Origin of the sequence: Streptomyces sp. NPDC090994, assembly GCF_044768905.1 — a bacterium.
Taxonomy (GTDB): Bacteria; Actinomycetota; Actinomycetes; order Streptomycetales; family Streptomycetaceae; genus Streptomyces.
The window spans coordinates 107,307-125,680 of sequence record NZ_JBIVWS010000010.1 but is presented as its reverse complement, the minus strand read 5'-3'; the positions used below and the strand labels follow the sequence as shown (position 1 = coordinate 125,680).

General features: G+C 75.5%; 12 protein-coding genes. 5 read left to right on the top strand and 7 right to left on the bottom strand.

Features of this window, described 5'->3' with window-relative positions:
• Nucleotides 1-205: 205 nt before the first annotated feature.
• Together ACIQR3_RS21760 and ACIQR3_RS21755 are read left to right on the top strand one after the other, a co-directional pair.
• Nucleotides 206-2,155: a glycogen debranching N-terminal domain-containing protein gene (locus ACIQR3_RS21760; protein ID WP_403541273.1), complete on the top strand. Its 1,950-nt coding sequence runs from the start codon at nucleotides 206-208 to the stop codon at nucleotides 2,153-2,155.
• A 238-nt stretch (nucleotides 2,156-2,393) separates the two neighbouring features.
• Complete coding sequence (locus tag ACIQR3_RS21755) at nucleotides 2,394-4,112, top strand: CDP-alcohol phosphatidyltransferase (protein WP_403541270.1); 1,719 nt, start codon at nucleotides 2,394-2,396, stop codon at nucleotides 4,110-4,112.
• Here ACIQR3_RS21755 and dusB read toward each other — a convergent pair whose 3' ends face one another.
• Nucleotides 4,113-5,255: a tRNA dihydrouridine synthase DusB gene (gene dusB, locus ACIQR3_RS21750; RefSeq protein ID WP_403541269.1), complete on the bottom strand. Its 1,143-nt coding sequence runs from the start codon at nucleotides 5,253-5,255 to the stop codon at nucleotides 4,113-4,115.
• A gap of 77 nt (nucleotides 5,256-5,332) precedes the next feature.
• Between dusB and ACIQR3_RS21745 the strand changes: the two genes are divergently transcribed.
• Nucleotides 5,333-6,784, top strand: a complete 1,452-nt coding sequence (locus tag ACIQR3_RS21745; protein WP_403541268.1) for an MFS transporter — start codon at nucleotides 5,333-5,335, stop codon at nucleotides 6,782-6,784.
• A 25-nt stretch (nucleotides 6,785-6,809) separates the two neighbouring features.
• On the opposite strand, the gene ACIQR3_RS21740 is transcribed toward ACIQR3_RS21745, so the two are convergent.
• The gene (locus ACIQR3_RS21740) at nucleotides 6,810-7,472 is read right to left on the bottom strand and encodes a DNA-binding response regulator (protein ID WP_403541265.1); all 663 of its coding nucleotides are present in this window, start codon (nucleotides 7,470-7,472) and stop codon (nucleotides 6,810-6,812) included.
• 74 nt (nucleotides 7,473-7,546) lie between these two features.
• Here ACIQR3_RS21740 and ACIQR3_RS21735 point away from each other — a divergent pair, with 74 nt between their 5' ends.
• On the top strand, nucleotides 7,547-8,407 hold the full coding sequence (locus tag ACIQR3_RS21735; protein ID WP_403541262.1) for an aldo/keto reductase: 861 nt from the start codon (nucleotides 7,547-7,549) through the stop codon (nucleotides 8,405-8,407).
• 2 nt (nucleotides 8,408-8,409) lie between these two features.
• Here ACIQR3_RS21735 and ACIQR3_RS21730 read toward each other — a convergent pair whose 3' ends face one another.
• The 3 genes from ACIQR3_RS21730 to ACIQR3_RS21720 all read right to left on the bottom strand — a co-directional run bounded on the left by ACIQR3_RS21730 (nucleotide 8,410) and on the right by ACIQR3_RS21720 (nucleotide 14,807).
• Complete coding sequence (locus ACIQR3_RS21730; RefSeq protein WP_403541260.1) at nucleotides 8,410-12,756, bottom strand: HAD-IC family P-type ATPase; 4,347 nt, start codon at nucleotides 12,754-12,756, stop codon at nucleotides 8,410-8,412.
• Nucleotides 12,757-12,769: 13 nt separating this feature from the next.
• Nucleotides 12,770-13,810, bottom strand: coding sequence for a hypothetical protein (locus tag ACIQR3_RS21725; protein WP_403541257.1), 1,041 nt, complete (start codon nucleotides 13,808-13,810; stop codon nucleotides 12,770-12,772).
• A gap of 94 nt (nucleotides 13,811-13,904) precedes the next feature.
• Entirely contained in the window at nucleotides 13,905-14,807 is a 903-nt protein-coding gene (locus ACIQR3_RS21720; RefSeq protein WP_403541255.1) for a helix-turn-helix domain-containing protein, read from the bottom strand.
• 112 nt (nucleotides 14,808-14,919) lie between these two features.
• On the opposite strand from ACIQR3_RS21720, the gene ACIQR3_RS21715 reads away from it, so the two are divergent.
• Nucleotides 14,920-16,353 (top strand): MFS transporter, encoded by a 1,434-nt coding sequence (locus ACIQR3_RS21715; RefSeq protein ID WP_403541252.1) that lies wholly within the window; start codon nucleotides 14,920-14,922, stop codon nucleotides 16,351-16,353.
• 194 nt (nucleotides 16,354-16,547) lie between these two features.
• Here the strand turns inward: ACIQR3_RS21715 and ACIQR3_RS21710 are convergent, their stop codons facing one another.
• Both ACIQR3_RS21710 and ACIQR3_RS21705 read right to left on the bottom strand, forming a co-directional pair.
• Nucleotides 16,548-17,138, bottom strand: a complete 591-nt coding sequence (locus tag ACIQR3_RS21710) for a TetR family transcriptional regulator (protein WP_403541250.1) — start codon at nucleotides 17,136-17,138, stop codon at nucleotides 16,548-16,550.
• A gap of 24 nt (nucleotides 17,139-17,162) precedes the next feature.
• Complete coding sequence (locus ACIQR3_RS21705) at nucleotides 17,163-18,167, bottom strand: aldo/keto reductase (protein ID WP_403541248.1); 1,005 nt, start codon at nucleotides 18,165-18,167, stop codon at nucleotides 17,163-17,165.
• Between the last annotated feature and the right edge of the window lie 207 nt (nucleotides 18,168-18,374).

Below are 18,374 nucleotides of genomic sequence, written 5' to 3'. Positions count from 1 at the left end.
TCGGCAGGCCGGACGTCTTCGGGGAGTCCCGAGTGGATCGCATGAACCGACCCACCACCACCCGCACCACCACAGAAGGTCCCACCACCGCCCGCAGCACCACCCGACCCACCGCGCACCTGAACCCTGCCCCACCTCCCCCGCCCACGGACTCCTTCTCGCACCCCGGACACCAGTATGGCGGCGGCCAGGGAGGGGGCCCGGCATGACGGAACGTCATCAACTGCTCGTGCACGGCGGCACGTTCGCGGCCGTCGGCGACCACGGGGACATCAGCGGGGTGCGGGGCGGCGGCGGACCGGACGGCCTGTTCGTCCGGGACGCGCGCCACCTCAGCCGCTGGCAGCTCACCGTCGACGGCGCCGTGCCGGACGCCCTCACGCCCGTCGCGGGCGGGGACACCGCCCGCTGTGTGCTGGTGCCGCGCGGCGGACGCGACGAGCCGCCCGCGTACACCGTCTTCCGGGAACAGGCCGTCGGGGACGGCTCGTTCGTCGAGGCGCTGCGGGTGACCAGCAACCGCCCGGTGCCGACCACGATCCACCTCGCGGTCACCGCCGACGCCGACTTCGCCGACCAGTTCGAGCTGCGCGCCGACCACCGCACCTACGCCAAGCCCGGCGCCGTCCGCTCCCGCGAGGTGCTGCCGCACGGCGTGGAGTTCGCCTACCGGCGCGGCGAGTGGCGCTCGGTCACCACGGTGACCTCCGAGCCCGCGCCGGACGCGGTGGAGGAGACCGGCACCGGGGCCCGGCGCCTGGTGTGGACCCTCGACCTCGATCCGCACGGCACGGCCGAGCTGGTCCTGCGGGTGGTGGCCCGGCCGCACGGGCACCGGCGGGCGGTGCGGGTGCCGCGCTCCCCCGCCGCCGCCGTGCGGCGGCTGCTCGCCGAGGAGGACGCGTTCGCCCGGGGCGTGGCCTTCCCGACCGGCTGGCCGGAGCTGGCGGCGGCCTGCGCGCGGGGCCTGGCGGACCTGGCCTCGCTCCAGGTCCCGGCGCGGGGCCCGGACGGCGAGGAACTGCGCGTCCCGGCGGGCGGCGCCCCCTGGTTCCTCACCCTGCTGGGCCGCGACGCCCTGCTGACCTCCCTCTTCACGCTCCCCTACCGGACCGGGCCGGCCGCCGCCACGCTGGCCGCGCTCGCGGCGACGCAGGCGACGGCGCGGACGGCGTCCGGCACCGACCCGGGCGTGGCCCGGCCCGGCAAGATCGTGCACGAGGTGCGGTACGGGGAGCTGGCGCACTTCGGGCAGGTGCCGTACGGGCGCTACTACGGGTCGGTCGACGCCACCCCGCTGTTCCTGGTGCTGCTCGGCGCCTACGTGGAGCAGACCGGGGACACGGCGACGGCCCGCCGCTTCCAGCCGCACGCCCGGGCCGCGGTCGGCTGGATGCTGGACCACGGCGGGCTGACCTCGCGCGGCTACCTGGTCTACCGCGCCGACCGGGGCGGCCTCGCCAACCAGAACTGGAAGGACTCCCCCGGCGCCGTCTGCCACGCCGACGGCTCCCGGCCCTCCGGGGCGGTCGCGGCGGCGGGCGCCCAGGGGTACGCGTACGACGCGCTGCGCCGCACGGCGTGGCTGGCCCGCACGGTGTGGGAGGACGAGAAGTACGCGGGGCTGCTGGAGCAGGCGGCCGGTGATCTGCGCGACCGCTTCCAGCGGGACTTCTGGATGCCCGAGCACTCCTTCCCCGCCCTGGCCCTGGACGGCGAGGGGCGCCGGGTGGACGCGCTGGCCTCCGACGCCGGGCACCTGCTCTGGTCGGGGCTGCTGGACAAGGAGTACGGGGAACTGGTCGGACGGCGGCTGCTGGAACCCGACTTCTTCTCCGGGTGGGGGGTGCGGACGCTGGCGGCCGGGCAGGCGGCGTACCACCCGCTGTCGTACCACCGGGGATCGGTGTGGCCGCACGACAACGCGCTGATCGCGCTGGGGCTGGCCCGTTACGGGCTGCACGACGAGGCGCGGACGGTGGCGCACGGCATGGTCGACGCGGCGACGGCGGTCGGGCACCGGCTGCCGGAGGTGCTGGCCGGGTACGGGCGGGAGAGCCATCCGGAGCCGGTGCCGTACCCGCACGCGTGCGTACGGGAGTCCCGGGCGGCGGCGGCCCCGCTGGCACTGCTGACGGCGGTCGGCGGAGCGTGAGCCTCCGGCGGTCGTGCGACGGGGCCGGCCCCCGTCGCACGTCGCCGCCGGACGCGGCCGGGGGCCCGAGGCCGACGCCACCGCCACCGCCACCGCCACCGCTAACACCAAACCAACACCAACACCGACACCACCCATGTGAACACCCGCCCCCCGACACCCGTACTGAGATACGGCGGACCCGGGCCCCCACACCGGGTCCGTCACCGGTCCGGTGTCGTACGGAGGGAATCCCCGGGTGTCTGTGTTCACGCGGTTCGCGCAGGCCGCGCCGCTCGATGCCGCGCGCTCCCGCCTCGCCCACTGGCGTGCCTGGCGCACCCGGCACCCGGCGGCGGCCCTCGTCACGCGCCGGACGGTGACCGTGCTGGCCGCCCTGCTGGTCCTCGGGGCGCTGCTGCTGCCGAACACCCTCGGCGCGCTGCGGCCGGACCGCTTCGCCCGCATCCCGGCGGAGGCGGTCGTCGGCGCCGTGGTGCTGCTCGCCCTGCCGCGCCGGGCCCGCCGTGCGGTGGCCGCGCCGGCCGGGGCCCTGCTCGGTGCGCTGACCTTGCTGAACCTGCTCGACATGGGGTTCCGGGAGTACCTCGGCCGGGGTTTCAACCCGGTCCTCGACTGGGAGTTGCTGGACGACGCGCGGGCGTACGTGGCGGACTCGCTGGGCGGGGCCACCGCCGTCTGGGCGACGGTCGGCGCCGTTGTCCTCGCGGTGCTGGTGCCGGTGGTCACGGCGCTGGCGGCGGTCCGGCTCGGCGAGGTGCTGGCCGCGCACCGGGAGCGGGCGGGGCGGGGCGCGCTGGTCGCCGCCACGGTGTGGATCAGCTGCTCGGCGCTGGGTCTCCAGCCGTTCGGGACGCCCCTCGCCTCGGACCGGGCCACCGGGGCGCTGGAAGTGCAGGCCCGGCGGGTGGTGGACACCGTCCGCGACGAGGCGGCGTTCGAGAAGGAGGCGGGGACCGACGCCTTCGGCGCCACCCCCGCCGCCGAGCTGGTCCCGGACCTGCGCGGCAAGGACGTCCTGTTCGCCTTCGTCGAGAGCTACGGCCGCTCCGCCGTCGAGGACCCGCTGATCGCGCCCGGTGTGGACCGGACGCTGGAGGCGGGTACGCAGGAGCTGGCGAAGGCGGGGTTCCGGGCCGAGAGCGGCTGGCTGACGTCGGCGACGTACGGCGGCAACAGCTGGCTCGGTCACTCCACGTTCCTGTCCGGCCTGTGGGTCGACAACCAGCAGCGCTACCGGACGGTGACGTCGAGCGGGCGGCTCACCCTAACCGAGGCGTTCCGGCGGACCGGGGCGTGGGACACGGTCGGGATCATGCCGGGCGTGCGGAAGAGCTGGCCGGAGGCGGAGTTCTTCGGCCTGGACACGGTCTACGACGCGTCCCGGCTGGGCTACCGGGGGCCGAAGTTCAGCTGGTCGACCATGCCGGACCAGTACGCCCTGGAGGCGTTCCAGCGCCTGGAGCACGGCCGCGAGCGCGACCGGCCGCTGATGGCGGAGATCGTCCTGACCTCCAGTCACCAGCCGTGGGCGCCGGTCCCGGAGCTGGTGGACTGGGACGAGCTGGGCGACGGGCGGGCCTTCGGCCCGATCGCGGAGGCAGGCGAGAAGGCGGCCGACGTCGTCGCCGACGGCGACCGGTCCAAGCGGGCGTACGGCCGGTCCATCCAGTACTCCGTCACCAGTCTCACCCAGTGGCTGGAGCGCTACGGCACCGACGACACCGTCCTGGTCTTCCTCGGCGACCACCAGCCCATCGCCCGCGTCAGCGGCGACCACGCCGGCCGGGACGTGCCCGTCTCGATCGTCGCCAAGGACCCGGAGGTGCTGGACGCGATCGACGGCTGGAACTGGACGGAGGGCCTCAAGCCCGCCCACGACGCCCCGGTCTGGAGGATGAGCGCCTTCCGCGACCGCTTCCTGACGGCCTACGGCACCACGCCCTCCGGGAGTTGATCAGCCGCCGGAGGTGTCCAGTTCCGCGTCCTCGCCGATGCCCGCGCAGTCGTACGGGTCCTTCAGCCAGCCGTCCGGGAGGGCGACGCGGTTGTTGCCGGAGGTGCGGCCGCGGGGGCCGTCGGCGCCGGCCGGCCAGGGCTGGGTGAGGTCCAGTTCGTCGAGCCCGGCGCGCAGGTCCGCCAGGGTGGAGGTGATCGCGAGCCGCTTGCGCATCTCGGAGCCGACCGCGAACCCCTTGAGGTACCAGGCGACGTGCTTGCGGAAGTCGATCACACCGCGTGCCTCGTCGCCGATCCACTCCCCGAGCAGGGTGGCGTGCCGGACCATGGCGTCGGCGACCAGGCCGAGGGTGGGGCGCGCGCGGTCCTCCCGGCCCTCGAAGGCGGCCACCAGGTCCGCGAAGAGCCACGGCCGGCCCAGGCAGCCGCGGCCGACGACCACGCCGTCGCAGCCGGTCTCGCGGACCATCCGCAGCGCGTCCTCGGCGCACCAGATGTCGCCGTTGCCGAGCACCGGGATCTCCGGGACGGCCTCCTTGAGGCGGGCGATGGCCTCCCAGTCGGCGGTGCCGCCGTAGTGCTGGGCGGTGGTACGGCCGTGCAGGGCGACGGCGGTGACGCCCTCCTCGACGGCGATCCGGCCGGCGTCGAGGTAGGTGAGGTGGTCGTCGTCGATGCCCTTGCGCATCTTGATGGTGACGGGCAGGTCACCGGCGGCGGTGACGGCCTCGCGCAGGATGGCGCGGAGGAGGGGCCGCTTGAAGGGGAGGGCGGAGCCGCCGCCCTTGCGGGTCACCTTGGGGACCGGGCACCCGAAGTTGAGGTCGATGTGGTCGGCGAGGTCCTCGTCCACGATCATGCGGACGGCCTTGCCGACGGTGGCCGGGTCGACGCCGTACAGCTGGATCGAGCGCGGCTTCTCGGTCGCGTCGAAGTGGATCAGCTGCATGGTCTTCTCGTTGCGCTCGACCAGCGCCCGGGTCGTGATCATCTCGCTGACGAACAGGCCCTTGCCCCCGCTGAACTCCCTGCACAAGGTGCGGAAGGGGGCGTTGGTGATCCCGGCCATCGGGGCGAGGACGACGGGCGGCTGGACGGTGTGCGGGCCGATCTGGAGCGGCGCGGGCCTGGACGTGGACATTCCTCCATTGTGCCGTGTAATGAAATGGCAAAGTTAGTTAGTTAGGCATACTATCGATATCGGCGTACGATGAACCCATGCCCGAGCTGACCCGTCGCCGCCGTCTGCTCGTGCTCGCGATCTGCTGCATGAGCCTGCTCATCGTGAGCATCGACAACACGGTCCTGAACGTCGCCCTGCCCGCCCTGCAACGGGACCTGGACGCGAGTACCTCCGGCCTCCAGTGGGCCGTCGACGCCTACACCCTCGTCCTCGCCGCACTGCTGATGCTCGCGGGGTCGACGGCCGACCGGATCGGCCGCAAGAAGGTGTTCATGACGGGCCTGGCCGTCTTCACCGTCGGCTCGGTGCTGTGCTCCCTCGCGCCGGACCTGTCGTCGCTGGTGGTGTTCCGGATGGTGCAGGCGGTGGGCGGTTCGATGCTCAACCCGGTCGCCATGTCGATCATCACCAACACCTTCACCGACCCGCGCGAGCGGGCCCGCGCGATCGGCGTGTGGGGCGCCGTCGTCGGCATCTCGATGGCCGCGGGACCGCTGGTCGGCGGGGTGCTGGTGGAGTCGGTCGGCTGGCGTTCCATCTTCTGGATCAACCTCCCGGTGGGGCTGGCCGCCCTGCTGCTCACCCTGCGCTGCGTCCCCGAGTCCCGCGCCCCGAAGGCGCGCCGCCCCGACCCGCTGGGCCAGGTGATGGTGATCGCCCTGTTCGGCAGCCTGACGTACGCGATCATCGAGGCGCCGAACGCCGGGCTCGCGGCCGTGCTGCCGTACGCGAGCGTCGCCGTCGTCGCGCTGGCCGGGCTGCTGATCTACGAGCCGCGCCGCCGCGAGCCCCTGATCGACCTGCGGTTCTTCCGCTCGGCGCCGTTCAGCGGGGCGACGCTCATAGCGATCGGCGCGTTCGCGTCGCTGGGCGGGTTCCTGTTCCTGTCCACGCTGTACCTCCAGAACGTACGGGGGCTCAGCGCGCTGCACGCCGGGCTGTGGATGCTGCCGATGGCGTTGCCGATGTTCCTGTGCGCGCCGCTGTCCGGGCGGCTGGTGGGCAGCCGGGGGCCGCGGCTCTCGCTGCTGGTCGCGGGCGCGGCGATGACGGTGAGCGGGGTGCTGTTCGCCGCCTTCGAGGCCGAGACCTCCGACGCCACCCTCTTCCTCGGCTTCGTCCTGTTCGGTGTCGGCTTCGGCTTCGTCAACGCGCCCATCACCAACACCGCCGTCTCCGGCATGCCCCGCGCCCAGGCGGGCGTGGCCGCCGCCGTCGCCTCCACCAGCCGCCAGCTGGGCCAGACCCTCGGCGTGGCGGTGATCGGCGCGGTGCTGGCCGCGGGGGTGAGCGGGTCGTCGTACGCGGACACCTTCGTCTCCGCCGCCCGGCCCGGCTGGTGGATCCTGGCCGCCTGCGGTCTGGCGGTGCTGGTGCTCGGCGGGGTGACGACGGGGCGGTGGGCGCGCGGCAGCGCGGAGCGGGCGGCGGCGCGGCTGGCGTCGGCGGAGCCGGGAGCGCGTGAGGGGGCTCGGGCGGGGGTGTGACGCGGCCCCTGAGCGCTTCGGCCCGTCAGCCCTTCAGCCCCATCTCCCCCGCCCGCAGCCCCGCCTGGAAGCGGGAGTCCGCGTCGAGGGCGGTGAGGAGGCCGGCGACGCGGCGGCGGTAGGTGCGCAGGGACATGCCGAGTTCGCGGGCGGCGCTCTCGTCGGTGGCGCCCGAGGCCAGGGCGCGCAGGATCGTCCGGCTGCCGGCGTCGAGGCGGGGCCGTTCGGCGCGCAGGAACGCGGCGAGGTCGGTCGCCGCCTCCCAGACCGCCTCGAACAGGGAGTAGACCCCGCCGACCACGGCGGGCGCGCTGGTCACCGTGTACTCGCGGCTGTCGGGACCGGCCGGTGCGGCCGGTCCGGCGAGGATCGCGTACCGGTGGTCGATGATGATCGTCTCGTGCGGCAGCGCGGTGGCGGCGATCCGCACCCGGGCGCCCGCGTCGGCCATCGCGCGCAGGTGCTCGCGGCCGGGTTCGTCGGCCAGCGCGAGCGGGCTCATCAGCTTGCGGACGTGCCGCACCCCGCTGTCGCGCACCCGGGCGCGGGCCGCCCGGCCGGTCTCGGGGAGCGGCCAGGTGCGCAGGTCGCGGGCGGCGCAGACGAACTCCTCGCGCACCGAGGAGAACAGGTGCCCGGTGCGGGCCAGGAACTCCAGGTCGCCGCGGATGGTCATGGTTTCTGCCACCCGTCCATAGTGCCCCCTGGCAGCAAGTGGCCACCGCCTCGCCTGCGCGGGTCCCGCCGCGGAGGCTGGACCGCATGAGCAACGACTTCCGCCTCGGCGGCGACCTCGTGATCAACCGCATGGGCTTCGGCGCGATGCGGCTGCCCGCCCACTCCTTCCTGGGCCCGGCCCGTGACCCCGAGACCGGCCGCGCCGTGCTGCGCCGCGCCGTCGGACTCGGCGTCGACCACATCGACACCGCCGCCTTCTACACCAGCGACGACGGCAGCGTCCGCGCCAACGACCTGATCCGCGAGGCCCTGCACCCCTACCCGGCCGGTCTGGTGATCGCCACCAAGGTCGGCCCGGTGCGCACCCCGGACGGAGGGGCGCGGGCGATCACCGACCCGGCGGGGCTGCGGGCCCTGGTCGAGGAGAACCTGGAGACCCTCGGGCTGGACCGTCTCGACCTGGTCTACCTGCGGATCGGCGGCATGGCGCCGCCGCCGCGCGGCGAGTCCGTCGCCGCCCGCTTCGAGGCGCTGGCCGCGCTGCGCGAGGAGGGCCTGATCCGGCACCTCGGGCTGAGCCACATCGACGCCGGCCACCTCGCCGAGGCCCGCGCCATCGCACCCGTCGCCGCCGTCCAGAACCACTTCCACGCCGCCCGGCGGGACGACGTGGAGCTGCTGCGGGCGTGCGAGGAGGCCGGCATCGCCTTCGTGCCGTACTTCCCCCTCGGCGGCGGCCACGACGGTCTCGCCGCCGGCGACCGGCCGGCCGAGGTCGCCGACCGCCACGGGGCCACGGTCCCGCAGATCGCGCTGGCCTGGCTGCTGGCCTCCTCCCCCGTCACGCTGGCCATCCCCGGCACGGGGTCCGTCTCCCACCTGGAGGAGAACGTCGCGGCCGGCGGGATCACCCTCACCGAGGAGGACCTCGCCGACCTCGGCTGAACTCAGACCCGGGCGAACTCCGGCAGCCGCTCCGCCACCTTCGGCCACACCCGCGCCACCGCCTCCTCCACGTGCGGCAGGGCCCGCTGCCCGGCCAGCGCCGCGGTGATGGCGAGGGCGACGCCCGTCCAGGCCAGCGGCCCGAGCGGGGTGCAGCCGAAGAGGTTGCTGGCGCCCGGCGTCTGCACCAGGGCGACCAGCGCGGCGGCGGAACCGAGCGAGGTCAGCTGCACCAGGCGGCTGCCGCGCCGGTCGGCGAGGGTCTGGGCGAGCTGGGTGCCGACCACCGCGCACAGCGCCATCGTCGTCGACCGGCGGCGGGTGCCCGGCGTGAACCGGCCGAACAGCCAGGCGATCGTCGCGCCCAGCGCCGTGGTCAGCGCCCGGTGCCGGATCTGCCGGATCAGGGGTTCGCCCAGGACGGCCGTACCCAGCGGGGCGCCCGCGTCCGCGTCCTCCTGTTCCGGGTCGCCGGTCTCGGTCACCGCCACGGCCATCGCCGGGAACAGGTCGGTGAAGAGGTTCACCAGCAGCATCTGCCGGGTCGACAGGGGCGCGGAGCCGCCGAGGACCGTGCCGAGGATGCCGAAGCCGACCTCGCCGGCGTTGCCGCCGATCAGGATGGCGATGGCGTCCGCGACGCTGTGCCACAGGGCGCGGCCCTCGCGCACCGCCTCCACCAGGACCAGCAGGTCGTCGCCGGTGACGACCAGGTCGGCGGCGTTGCGGGCGGCGGCCGAGCCGCGGGCGTTGATGCCGACGCCGATGTCGGCGGCGCGGATCGCGGCGGCGTCGTTGGCGCCGTCGCCGACCATGCCGACGACCCGCCCGGCGTCCCGCAGCGACTCCACGACCTGGAGTTTCTGCTCGGGCGCGACGCGGGCCACCACATCGGCGTCGCGCAGCATCCGGGAGCGGCCCCGGCGGTCGGCGGCGGCGAGTTCGTCGCCGGTGACGACGACCGCGTCCTCGGGCCAGCCCAGCTCGGCGGCGATGGCGCGGGCGGTCTGCGGATGGTCGCCGGTCAGCACCACCGGCCGTACGCCCGCCGCGCGCAGCCCCCGCACCAGCGCCGGGGACGTCTCGCGGGCCACGTCGGACAGGCCGAGCAGCCCGGTGAAGCGCAGGTCCAGCTCGTCCAGGGGGCGTTCGAGCAGCTCGGCCGGGTCCTCGCCGCCGGTCAGCGGACGGTGGGCGACCGCCAGGACGCGCAGTCCGGCGGCGGCCAGGTCGTGGGCGCCGTCGTGCGCGTGGTCCGGGAGGCGGGGGCAGGCCGGGAGCACCGTCTCGGGGGCGCCCTTGACGACCAGGACCGGGGTGCCGTCCCCGGCGCGGCCGACGGCGGCGGCGTAACCCCGCGAGGTCTCGAACGGCAGCCCCTCGATCTGCTCCCACTCCGCGTCGTCCCCGGCGGCGTCGAGGACCGCCTCGTCGGTGGCGTGGGTGGGCCGGGTGCCGTCGCCGTCCAGCCGGGGACAGGCGCGGGCGGCGACCCGTACCGTCTCGGCCGCCTCCTGCGCGGAGGCCCGGTGCACCGCGCCGCTCTCGTCCGCGACGCGGACCAGCCGCAGCCGGTTCTCGGTGAGCGTGCCGGTCTTGTCGAAGCAGACGGTGTCCATCCGGCCCAGCGCCTCCAGCGTGCGCGGGGTGCGCACCAGTACGCCGCGCCGCCCGAGCCGCCGGGCCGCCGCGAGCTGCGCGACCGTCGCCACCAGCGGCAGCCCTTCGGGCACCGCGGCCACCGCCACCGACACGCCGCCGCTGACCGCCTGCCGGATCGGCGTGCCGCGCAGCAGCGACAGCCCGGTCACCGCGGCGCCGCCGGCCAGGGTGAGCGGCAGCGCCTTGCCGGTCAGCTCCTGGAGCCGGGCCTGTACGCCGGCGGCGGCCGGGGTGCGGGAGGCCAGCGACACGGCGCGGGCCGCCTCCGTACGCTCCCCCGTGTCGACGACGACGGCACGGGCCCGCCCGGCGACCACAGTGGTGCCCTCGAAGACCATGCAGTGCCGCTCGGCGACGGGCGCGTGCGGTGTCGGGTCCAGGCACTTGTCCACCGGCAGCGACTCCCCGGTCAGCGCCGACTCGTCGACCTCCAGACCGTCCTCCCACAGCAGCCGGGCGTCGGCGGGCACCACGTCGTCGGTGTTCAGGGCGATGACGTCCCCCGGGCGGAGCTTGGCGGCGTCCACGACCCGGTCCGGCCGCTCCTCGGCGCCGTCGTCCTGCGTGCTCACCCGGGCCTTCTGCTTCTGCTGGGCCAGCAGCCCGGCCAGCGCCCGTTCGGCGCGCAGCCGCTGCAACCCGCCGACCAGCGCGTTGAGATCTAGGGCGCCGACGACCAGCGCGGCGTCCATCACGGAGCCGAGGATCGCCTCGGCGGCCGAGCCGACCGCGAGGACCGGGGTGAGCGGATCGTCCAGCTCGCCCCGTACGGCACCGGCGAGCTGCGCCGTCCAGACGACCGGCTTGAGCACGGGCGTCCGGGCCGCCTTCCGGGTCACCGCCCGCAGCCGGGCGGTCAGCTGCTCGGCGGCCGACGGCTCCGGCTCCCGCTGCCCGGCCAGCCTCTCCCGTACGTCGTCGGGGTCCAGTTCGTGCCAGGCCACCCGGGGCCGGGGGCGGGGCGCGCGGGCCGCCGCCACGGTGAGCGCGGCGCGCGCCCCGGACACCAGGGCGGCCAGCGCGCTCGCGTCGACGGGGGCGTGCCGCAGCCCCGGCAGCAGCGGCGAACCGCGTTCCTTGCGGGCCTCGCCGACCGCCACCAGCAGCCCCGACAGCGCGGCCCCGGACCGGGCCAGCACCTGCGACCGCCGGCCGACCCCGCGGGCCGCCGGCACCGCCCGCAGCAGCCGCCACACGTCGGCGAGGCCGTGCGGGGCCAGTACGTCCGCGCCCCAGACGACCGGACCGTCCCCGTCGGCGAGGGCCACGGCCACGTCGCCGCCGAGCAGCCCGGCGAGCAGCGGGTCACCGGCGTCGGGGCCGGGCCGTACGACGGTGATGACGCCGCCGTCCTCCTCGCGCAGGGCGTCCACCACCTCCCGCAGCGGCCGGCCGGCGCCGACGACCTGGTCGGCGAGGCCGGTGAAGTCGGCCAGCGCCGGGTCCTCCACCATCACCACGCGCAGTCCGGCGCGGCGGGCCGCGTCCAGGACCTCCTCGGTCCAGGGGTCCGCGCCCTCGCCCGGCCGCCGCAGCGCGCTCGGGTGCAGCACGACCGTGCCGGCCGTCTCCAGCTGCCGCAGCCGCTCGGGGTCGCGGACCAGCACGCCGGCCCGGGACAGCGCGCCGCTGAGCACGGCGTGGAAGGCGGCGGGCCCGTACCGGGCGGCCTTCGGCGACCCCGCCAGCACCGCCTCGGCCGCCTCGTTGAGGTCGTGCTTGACCAGCAGGGTGGCCAGCGCGCCCGCCACACTGCCGGTGGAGGCGTGGGCGGCGTAGGTGAGGGCGGGCGAGGAACGCAGCGGCGGGCGCAGCGCCGGGTCGCCGGGCAGACCGCCCCGCTCCGGGACGCACAGCCGGTCGTGCACGACCTCGAACGTGGCCGTCCGGGCCACCGCCTCCGCCAACTGGCAGGCGCGCAGCGCCCCGTCGAGGATCAGTGAGGTCGGGCTCTGGCCCGCGCCGTGCACGGCGGCGTTGGCGGCGGCCAGCGCCACGTCCATCCGAGCGGTGCCGAGCCGGCCGCGCAGCCAGGACCGGAAGGCGGGGTTCTCGCGCAGCAGGGTGGCCACGGCCGTCACCAGCCGGGGCGAGGGCGGCAGCCGCAGCGCGGAGGCGGTCAGCCCGGCGGCGACGCCGAGCGCGTCGGCGCCGAGGGCCGCCGCGGCGACCCGCACGGAGGTGGGGTCGCCGGGGTGGGACAGTTCCTCGACGGGTTCGGCGGCTTCGGCGCGGGTCAGCCCGTGCCGCTCGGCGAGGTCGGTGGCCCGGTCCACCACCCGGTCGGTCAGCGCCTCCTCGGTGGCGGTCACCACCAGGCGGGCCAGCCCCTCGTCCCAGTAGGCGAGCGCCACGTCCGGGTGGTCGGCCAGCGCCGCCGCCACCCGCCGGGCCGCTCCCGCGACGCCGCCCGCCCGTCGCACCTTCCCCTCTTCGGCAGGCCGCAGCGCGAGGTGGGCGCGGGTGCCGGCCCGCCAGTCGCCGGTGCCGCCCGGCAGCGCGGCGCGGGCGACCCTGGCCGCCCGCGCCGCGAAGTCCGCGGTCCGTACGCCGGCCCGCGCGCCGCCCGCCACGGCACCGGCCGCGAGACCGGCCGCGGGCGCGGCGCCGCGCGCCAGCAGCCGGGGTCCGGCCAGGACGAACCCGGCGGCGGCCCCGGACGTACGTGTCAGCAGTCCAACCCCCATCACCAACGCCCCCTCAGCCTGCCTTCCGGCTCGTTCCGGCCGCCTTGCCCGACTTGGCGCCCTTGGCGGTCTTGCTGCCCTTGGCGGACCCGGCGGACTCAGCGGACTCAGCGGTCTTCCTGGCCGATTTCCGGGTGGTGGCGGTGGCAGCGCGTGGCGGCGCCGCCGAGCCGCTCTTCGTCGCGGCCCCGCTGCGGGCCACGGCACCGGCGCCCTTGGCCACGGCCGTGTTCTTGGCGCGGACGCCGCTGGTCATTCCGGTGTCGGTGGTCGCGGTGGGGGCGGTGGCCGGCCTGGTGCGGGCGGTCGCCGTCCTCTTCGCCGTGGCAGCCGTCCCCCGGCCCGCTGTCCTGGCGGCACCGGACGCCGGTGCCGGGCGCGCGCCCGCCGTCTTCACCGCCGCGCCGGTGGTCTTGCGCGCCCCGGCCCCCGTCTTCACCGCCGTGCCAGTGGTCTTGCGCGCCCCGGCCCCCGTCTTCCCTGCTCCCGCCGCCGTCGTGGCGGACCGGGCCGCCGTCTTGCGGACCCCGGCCGCCGCCTTACGGGCTCCGGCCGGCGTCCCGGCCGCGGCGGCGGTCCTCGACGCACCGCCCCAGACCGCCTCACCACCCCCGGCACTCACAGCCGTAGCAACAGCCCCAGCCGCGCCCTTGCCCGCACCGGCACCCTTCTTCGCGCCGGTGCCCTTCTTCACGCCCGTGCCCGTGCCCGTGCCCGCATCCGCCTCCGCCTCCTCCGACTCCCGCCGCCGAGGCTGCGTCAGCCAGGCGACCGCCGCTCCGGCGACCGCGACGGGCCACTCCACGAGACCGGCGACGCCCGCCACCCCGGCACCGGTGTACACCGCCAGCCGCCGCCCGCGGGGCGACACCGCGCCGATCCGGTCCAGCACCCCGCCCGCCACCTTGCCGACGGTTCCGGCACCCGGCACCCGCTCCAGCACCCCGCCGGCCACCTTGCCGACCGTCCCGGCACCCGGCACCCGCTCCAGCACCGTGACGGCGGCACCGAGCGGCCCCGGGAGCCCGTGTGTCGCCGACTTCTGCTCAGCCATGACCGTCCTCCACGCGCGTGCTCGCCCTGGCAACATCACCTTCCGGTACGCGCCGGGTTCCCGCACTTCGGAGGGTCATCCACGTGATACCGGGTCACTCCTGTGCCACGGGGCGCCTTTCCAGCGCGAGCGCGTGCAGCGCGTCCAGCCGCCGCCGGGTGTCGTCGTCGGCCGGTGCGTACGTCACCAGGCGGGGGCCGTTCTCCGGGCCGAGCCACAGGTCGGTGTGGTCGAGGAAGAGGCGGCCGACGTGCCGGTTGTGGAACTCCTTGCGCTTGCCGCGGTGGGCGACGACCTCGTGCCGCTCCCACGCCTCGCGGAACGCGGGCGACTGGTCGCGCAGCCGCTTCAGCAGCATCTTCCAGGCGGGCTCGGCGAGATGCCCGGCCATGGCGGTACGGAACCGGGCGGCCATCAGCCGCTGGGCCTCCTCCAGGTGCACGATCGAGGACTGCCACTCCGCGTGGGTGTAGGAGAGGATCATGCAGTTCCGGTCCTCGGGCGGCACCGCCTCCAGGTCGCACAGCAGCAGCCCGTAGGTGCGGTTGTGGGCGAGGATGTCGTACCGGCTGTTCTGGAGGCAGGCCGGGAAGGGCTCGATCCGCTCCAGCAGGGCCCGCAGCGCCGGGGTGACGGACGGGCACACGGTCGCCGGCGTCGGGTCGGTCGCCCCGGCGAGCCGGAAGAGGTGGGCGCGCTCGGTCGGGTCGAGCAGCAGGGCGCGGGCGAGGGCGTCGAGGACCTGGACGGAGACCTGGATGTCTCGGGCCTGCTCCAGCCAGGTGTACCAGGTCACGCCCACCGCCGAGAGCTGGGCGACCTCCTCGCGCCGCAGGCCCGGCGTACGGCGCCGCCGGCCGCGTACGAGGCCGACCTGCTCGGGACTGATCCGCTCCCGGCGGCTGCGCAGGAACGCGGCGAGTTCGCGCCGCCGGACGGCGGACACCGCCTGCCGGGGCCGCGTCACGGACGCGCTGCTCTGGTCCGTCGTCGTCATGCGTCCAGCATGACCGCGTCCCCGCCACCGCCGCACCCTGTTGCCGGGTACTCCTGCTACCAGGACAAGGACACTCTGGTACCCGGCTGCGCGGGGCCGCAGCCTCGGTGAGGTGACCGAGACCCTGACTACTCCCCCTCCCGCCCGGCCGGCCGTCCCACCGTCACCGGTGCTCGGCGGCGCGGGCCTGTTCACCGTGCTGCTGGGCGCGGCACTTCCCCTCGTCGACTTCTTCGTCGTCAACGTCGCCCTGCCCGCCATCGCCACCGGCCTATCGGCGGGCGAGGCGGTGCTGGAACTCGTCGTCGCCGGCTACGGGGTGGCGTACGCCGTCCTGCTGGTCCTCGGCGGACGGCTGGGCGACCTGTTCGGCCGGCGGCGGCTGTTCCTCGTCGGCATGGCGGCCTTCGGGCTGACCTCACTGGCGTGCGGGCTGGCGCCCGGCGCGTGGTGGCTGGTGGCGGCGCGGGTGGCGCAGGGCGCGTCGGCCGCCGCGATGCTGCCGCAGGTGCTGGCCACCGTCCAGGCGACCACGTCCGGCCCCCGGCGCGCGAAGGCGATGAGCCTGTACGGGGCGACGGCCGGGCTGGCGATGGTGGCCGGGCAGATCCTGGGCGGTGTCCTGGTCACCGCCGACGTCGCCGGTACGGGCTGGCGGTCGGTGTTCCTGATCAACGTCCCCGTGGTGCTGGCCGGTCTGCCACTGGCCGCCCGCGCCGTACCGGAGACGCGGTCCGCCCGCCCGGAACCCGTGGACGTCCCCGGCACCCTGCTGCTGGCGGCTGCCCTGATCGCGCTGCTGCTCCCGCTCACCGAGGGCCGGGCGGCGGGCTGGCCGCTGTGGACGTGGCTGTCGCTGGCGGCGTTCCCGTGCGCGGCGGCGGCGTTCTGGGCGGTGGAGCGCGGGGCGGACCGGAGGGGCCGTACGCCGCTGGTGCCGCCGAGCCTGTTCGCGCTGGTGTCGCTGCGGCGCGGGCTGCTGCTCGTGCTGCCGTTCTCGATCGGGTTCAGCGGTTTCATGTTCGTGATCGCGGTGGCCCTGCAACAGGGCGCGGGGCTGACCCCGGTGGCCGCGGGCCTGACGCTGGCGCCGCTCGCGGTGACGTTCTTCCTGGCCTCGCTGGCCGGTCCCCGGCTGGTGGTCCGCTACGGCACGCGCGTGGTGCCGGCGGGCGCCGTCGTCCAGGCCGTCGGGGTGACGCTGCTGATCCTGGCCGCCTGGCGGTACTGGCCGCACCTGGGCTTCGCCGCGCTGCTGCCGGGCGCGGCCGTGGCGGGGGCCGGGCAGGGGCTCCAACTGCCCGTCGTCTTCCGCGTCGTGCTGTCGGAGGTGCCGGCGGCCAAGGCGGGCGTCGGCGGCGGTGTCATGGTCACCACCCAGCAGTCGGCGCTGGCCCTGGGCGTGGCCACGCTCGGCACCCTGTTCCTGACGCTGACCCCGGGCGCGGGCATGCGGGACGCCCTGCTGATCACGCTCCTGGTGCAGCTGGCGGGCGTGGTCCTGACGGGCCTCCTGAGCCTGCGACTGCCCCGGACGGTGGGCTGAGCCCTTCGGCCCGGGCGGTGGGCCGAACCCGCCACCCGGTCCGCCCACCCGATCCGCCCATCCGGCCCGCCCATCCGACCCGGGCGGTGGGCCGAACCCACCCGACCCGGACAGCGAGCCACACCCACCCGCCCCAGACGATGAGCCGAACCCACCCGCCCCGGACAGTGAACCGAACCCACCCGGCCCCCGGTTCAGGCCCGCAGCCCCCGCACCAGCAGCCCCACCACGGCCTCGAACTCCCCGTCGATCTCCGGCCGCCCCCACTGGTCCGCGTGGCAGGGGTCGTGGAAGCGGGCGGTGGCCTGGAAGAACGCCCGGGCGGCGGTCTCCGGATCACCGGCGGCGAAGGCGCCCGCCTCCGTGCCGAGCCGCACGATCCGGGTCAACTGGGCGGTCAGGTCGTCGAGGTGCTCCCCGACCACCGTGCCGTTCTCCCCGACCAGGACCGAGTACGTGGCGAACAGCTCGGGATCGTCGCCCGCCTTGCGCCGCTTGGCCTCGAACAGGGCCCGTGTCCAGTCCCGCAGCCGGGCCTCCGGGTCGCGGTCGGCGGCGGCGGCGATCCCGGCCAGCGCCTCGGAGGTACGGTCCAGCCACCGCTTGGTGACCGCCTCGCGCAGCGCCGCCTTGGTCCGGAAGTGCCGGTAGACGCTGCCGTGGCTGACGCCGAGCGCGCGGGCCACGTCCACCACGGTGGCCTTGGCCGGGCCGTGGCGGCGCAGCACCTCCTCGGTGGCTTCGAGGATGCGCTCGGCGGTCAGGGTCTCGGAGGTCGGTGCCATGCCCTAGACCGTACCCGGCCCGGATCAGCGCTCGACGTGGGCCATCTGGGCCGCCGGGTAGCGCTCGCCGGCGGCGGCACCGGGCGGCACGGCCTCCTCGATCGCGGCGAGGTCGGCGGCGTCCAGCGTCACGTCCAGCGCGCCCAGCGCCTCCCCGAGCCGCTCCCGGGTACGGGCGCCGACCAGCGGCACGATGTCCGTACCGCGCGACAGCACCCACGCGATGGCGACCTGCGCGACGCTCACACCCTTGCCCTCGGCGATCTTCCGCAGGGCCTCGACGAGGTCCAGGTTGTGCTTGAGGTTGTTGCCCTGGAAGCGCGGGGAGTGGGCGCGGAAGTCGGTGGCCGCGAGCTGCCGGTCGGGGGTGAAGTGCCCGGAGATCAGCCCGCGCGAGAGCACGCCGTACGCGGTGATCCCGATCCCCAGCTCCCGCACGGCGGGGAGGATCTCCTCCTCGATGCCGCGCGAGATGAGCGAGTACTCGATCTGCAGGTCGCTGATGGGCGCGGTGGCGGCGGCCCGCCGGACGGTCCCGGCCCCGACCTCGCTGAGGCCGATGTGCCGCACGTACCCCTTCTCGACCAGTTCCGCGATGGCGCCGACCGTCTCCTCGATCGGCACGTCGGAGTCGAGACGGGCGATGCGGTAGACGTCGATGTGGTCGACGCCGAGGCGCTGGAGCGAGTAGGCGGCGAAGTTCTTCACGGCGGCGGGCCGCCCGTCGTACCCCGCCCAGCCGCCGTCCGGGTCGCGCAGCGCCCCGAACTTCACACTGACCAGCGCCCGCTCCCGCAGGCCGGCCGGCGCGGTCCGCAGCGCCTCGCCGATCAGCATCTCGTTGTGCCCCATGCCGTAGAAGTCACCGGTGTCGAGCAGCGTGACCCCGGCGTCGAGGGCGGCATGGATGGTGGCCGTCGATTCGCCCCGGTCCGCGTCACCGTAGAGCGCGGACATGCCCATGCAGCCGAGACCGAGGGCGGAGACCTGGGGGCCGGTGGTTCCGAGAGAGCGCGTTGACATCGTCATGCGTCCACCATGACATGACAGCTGACAGATTTCAATAACTGTCAGCTGTCATGCCTGGCGCCGCCGAGCCACCGGCCCCTACGAACCCTCGGTCTCACATGACAAACCAAGACAGATCTCGATCATGCAATGACCCTGGGTGCAGTGGGCACGAAAACGGTCCACCGACTCCGTCGGCGGACCGTCATGAAGCTTCGAGCCTAAACG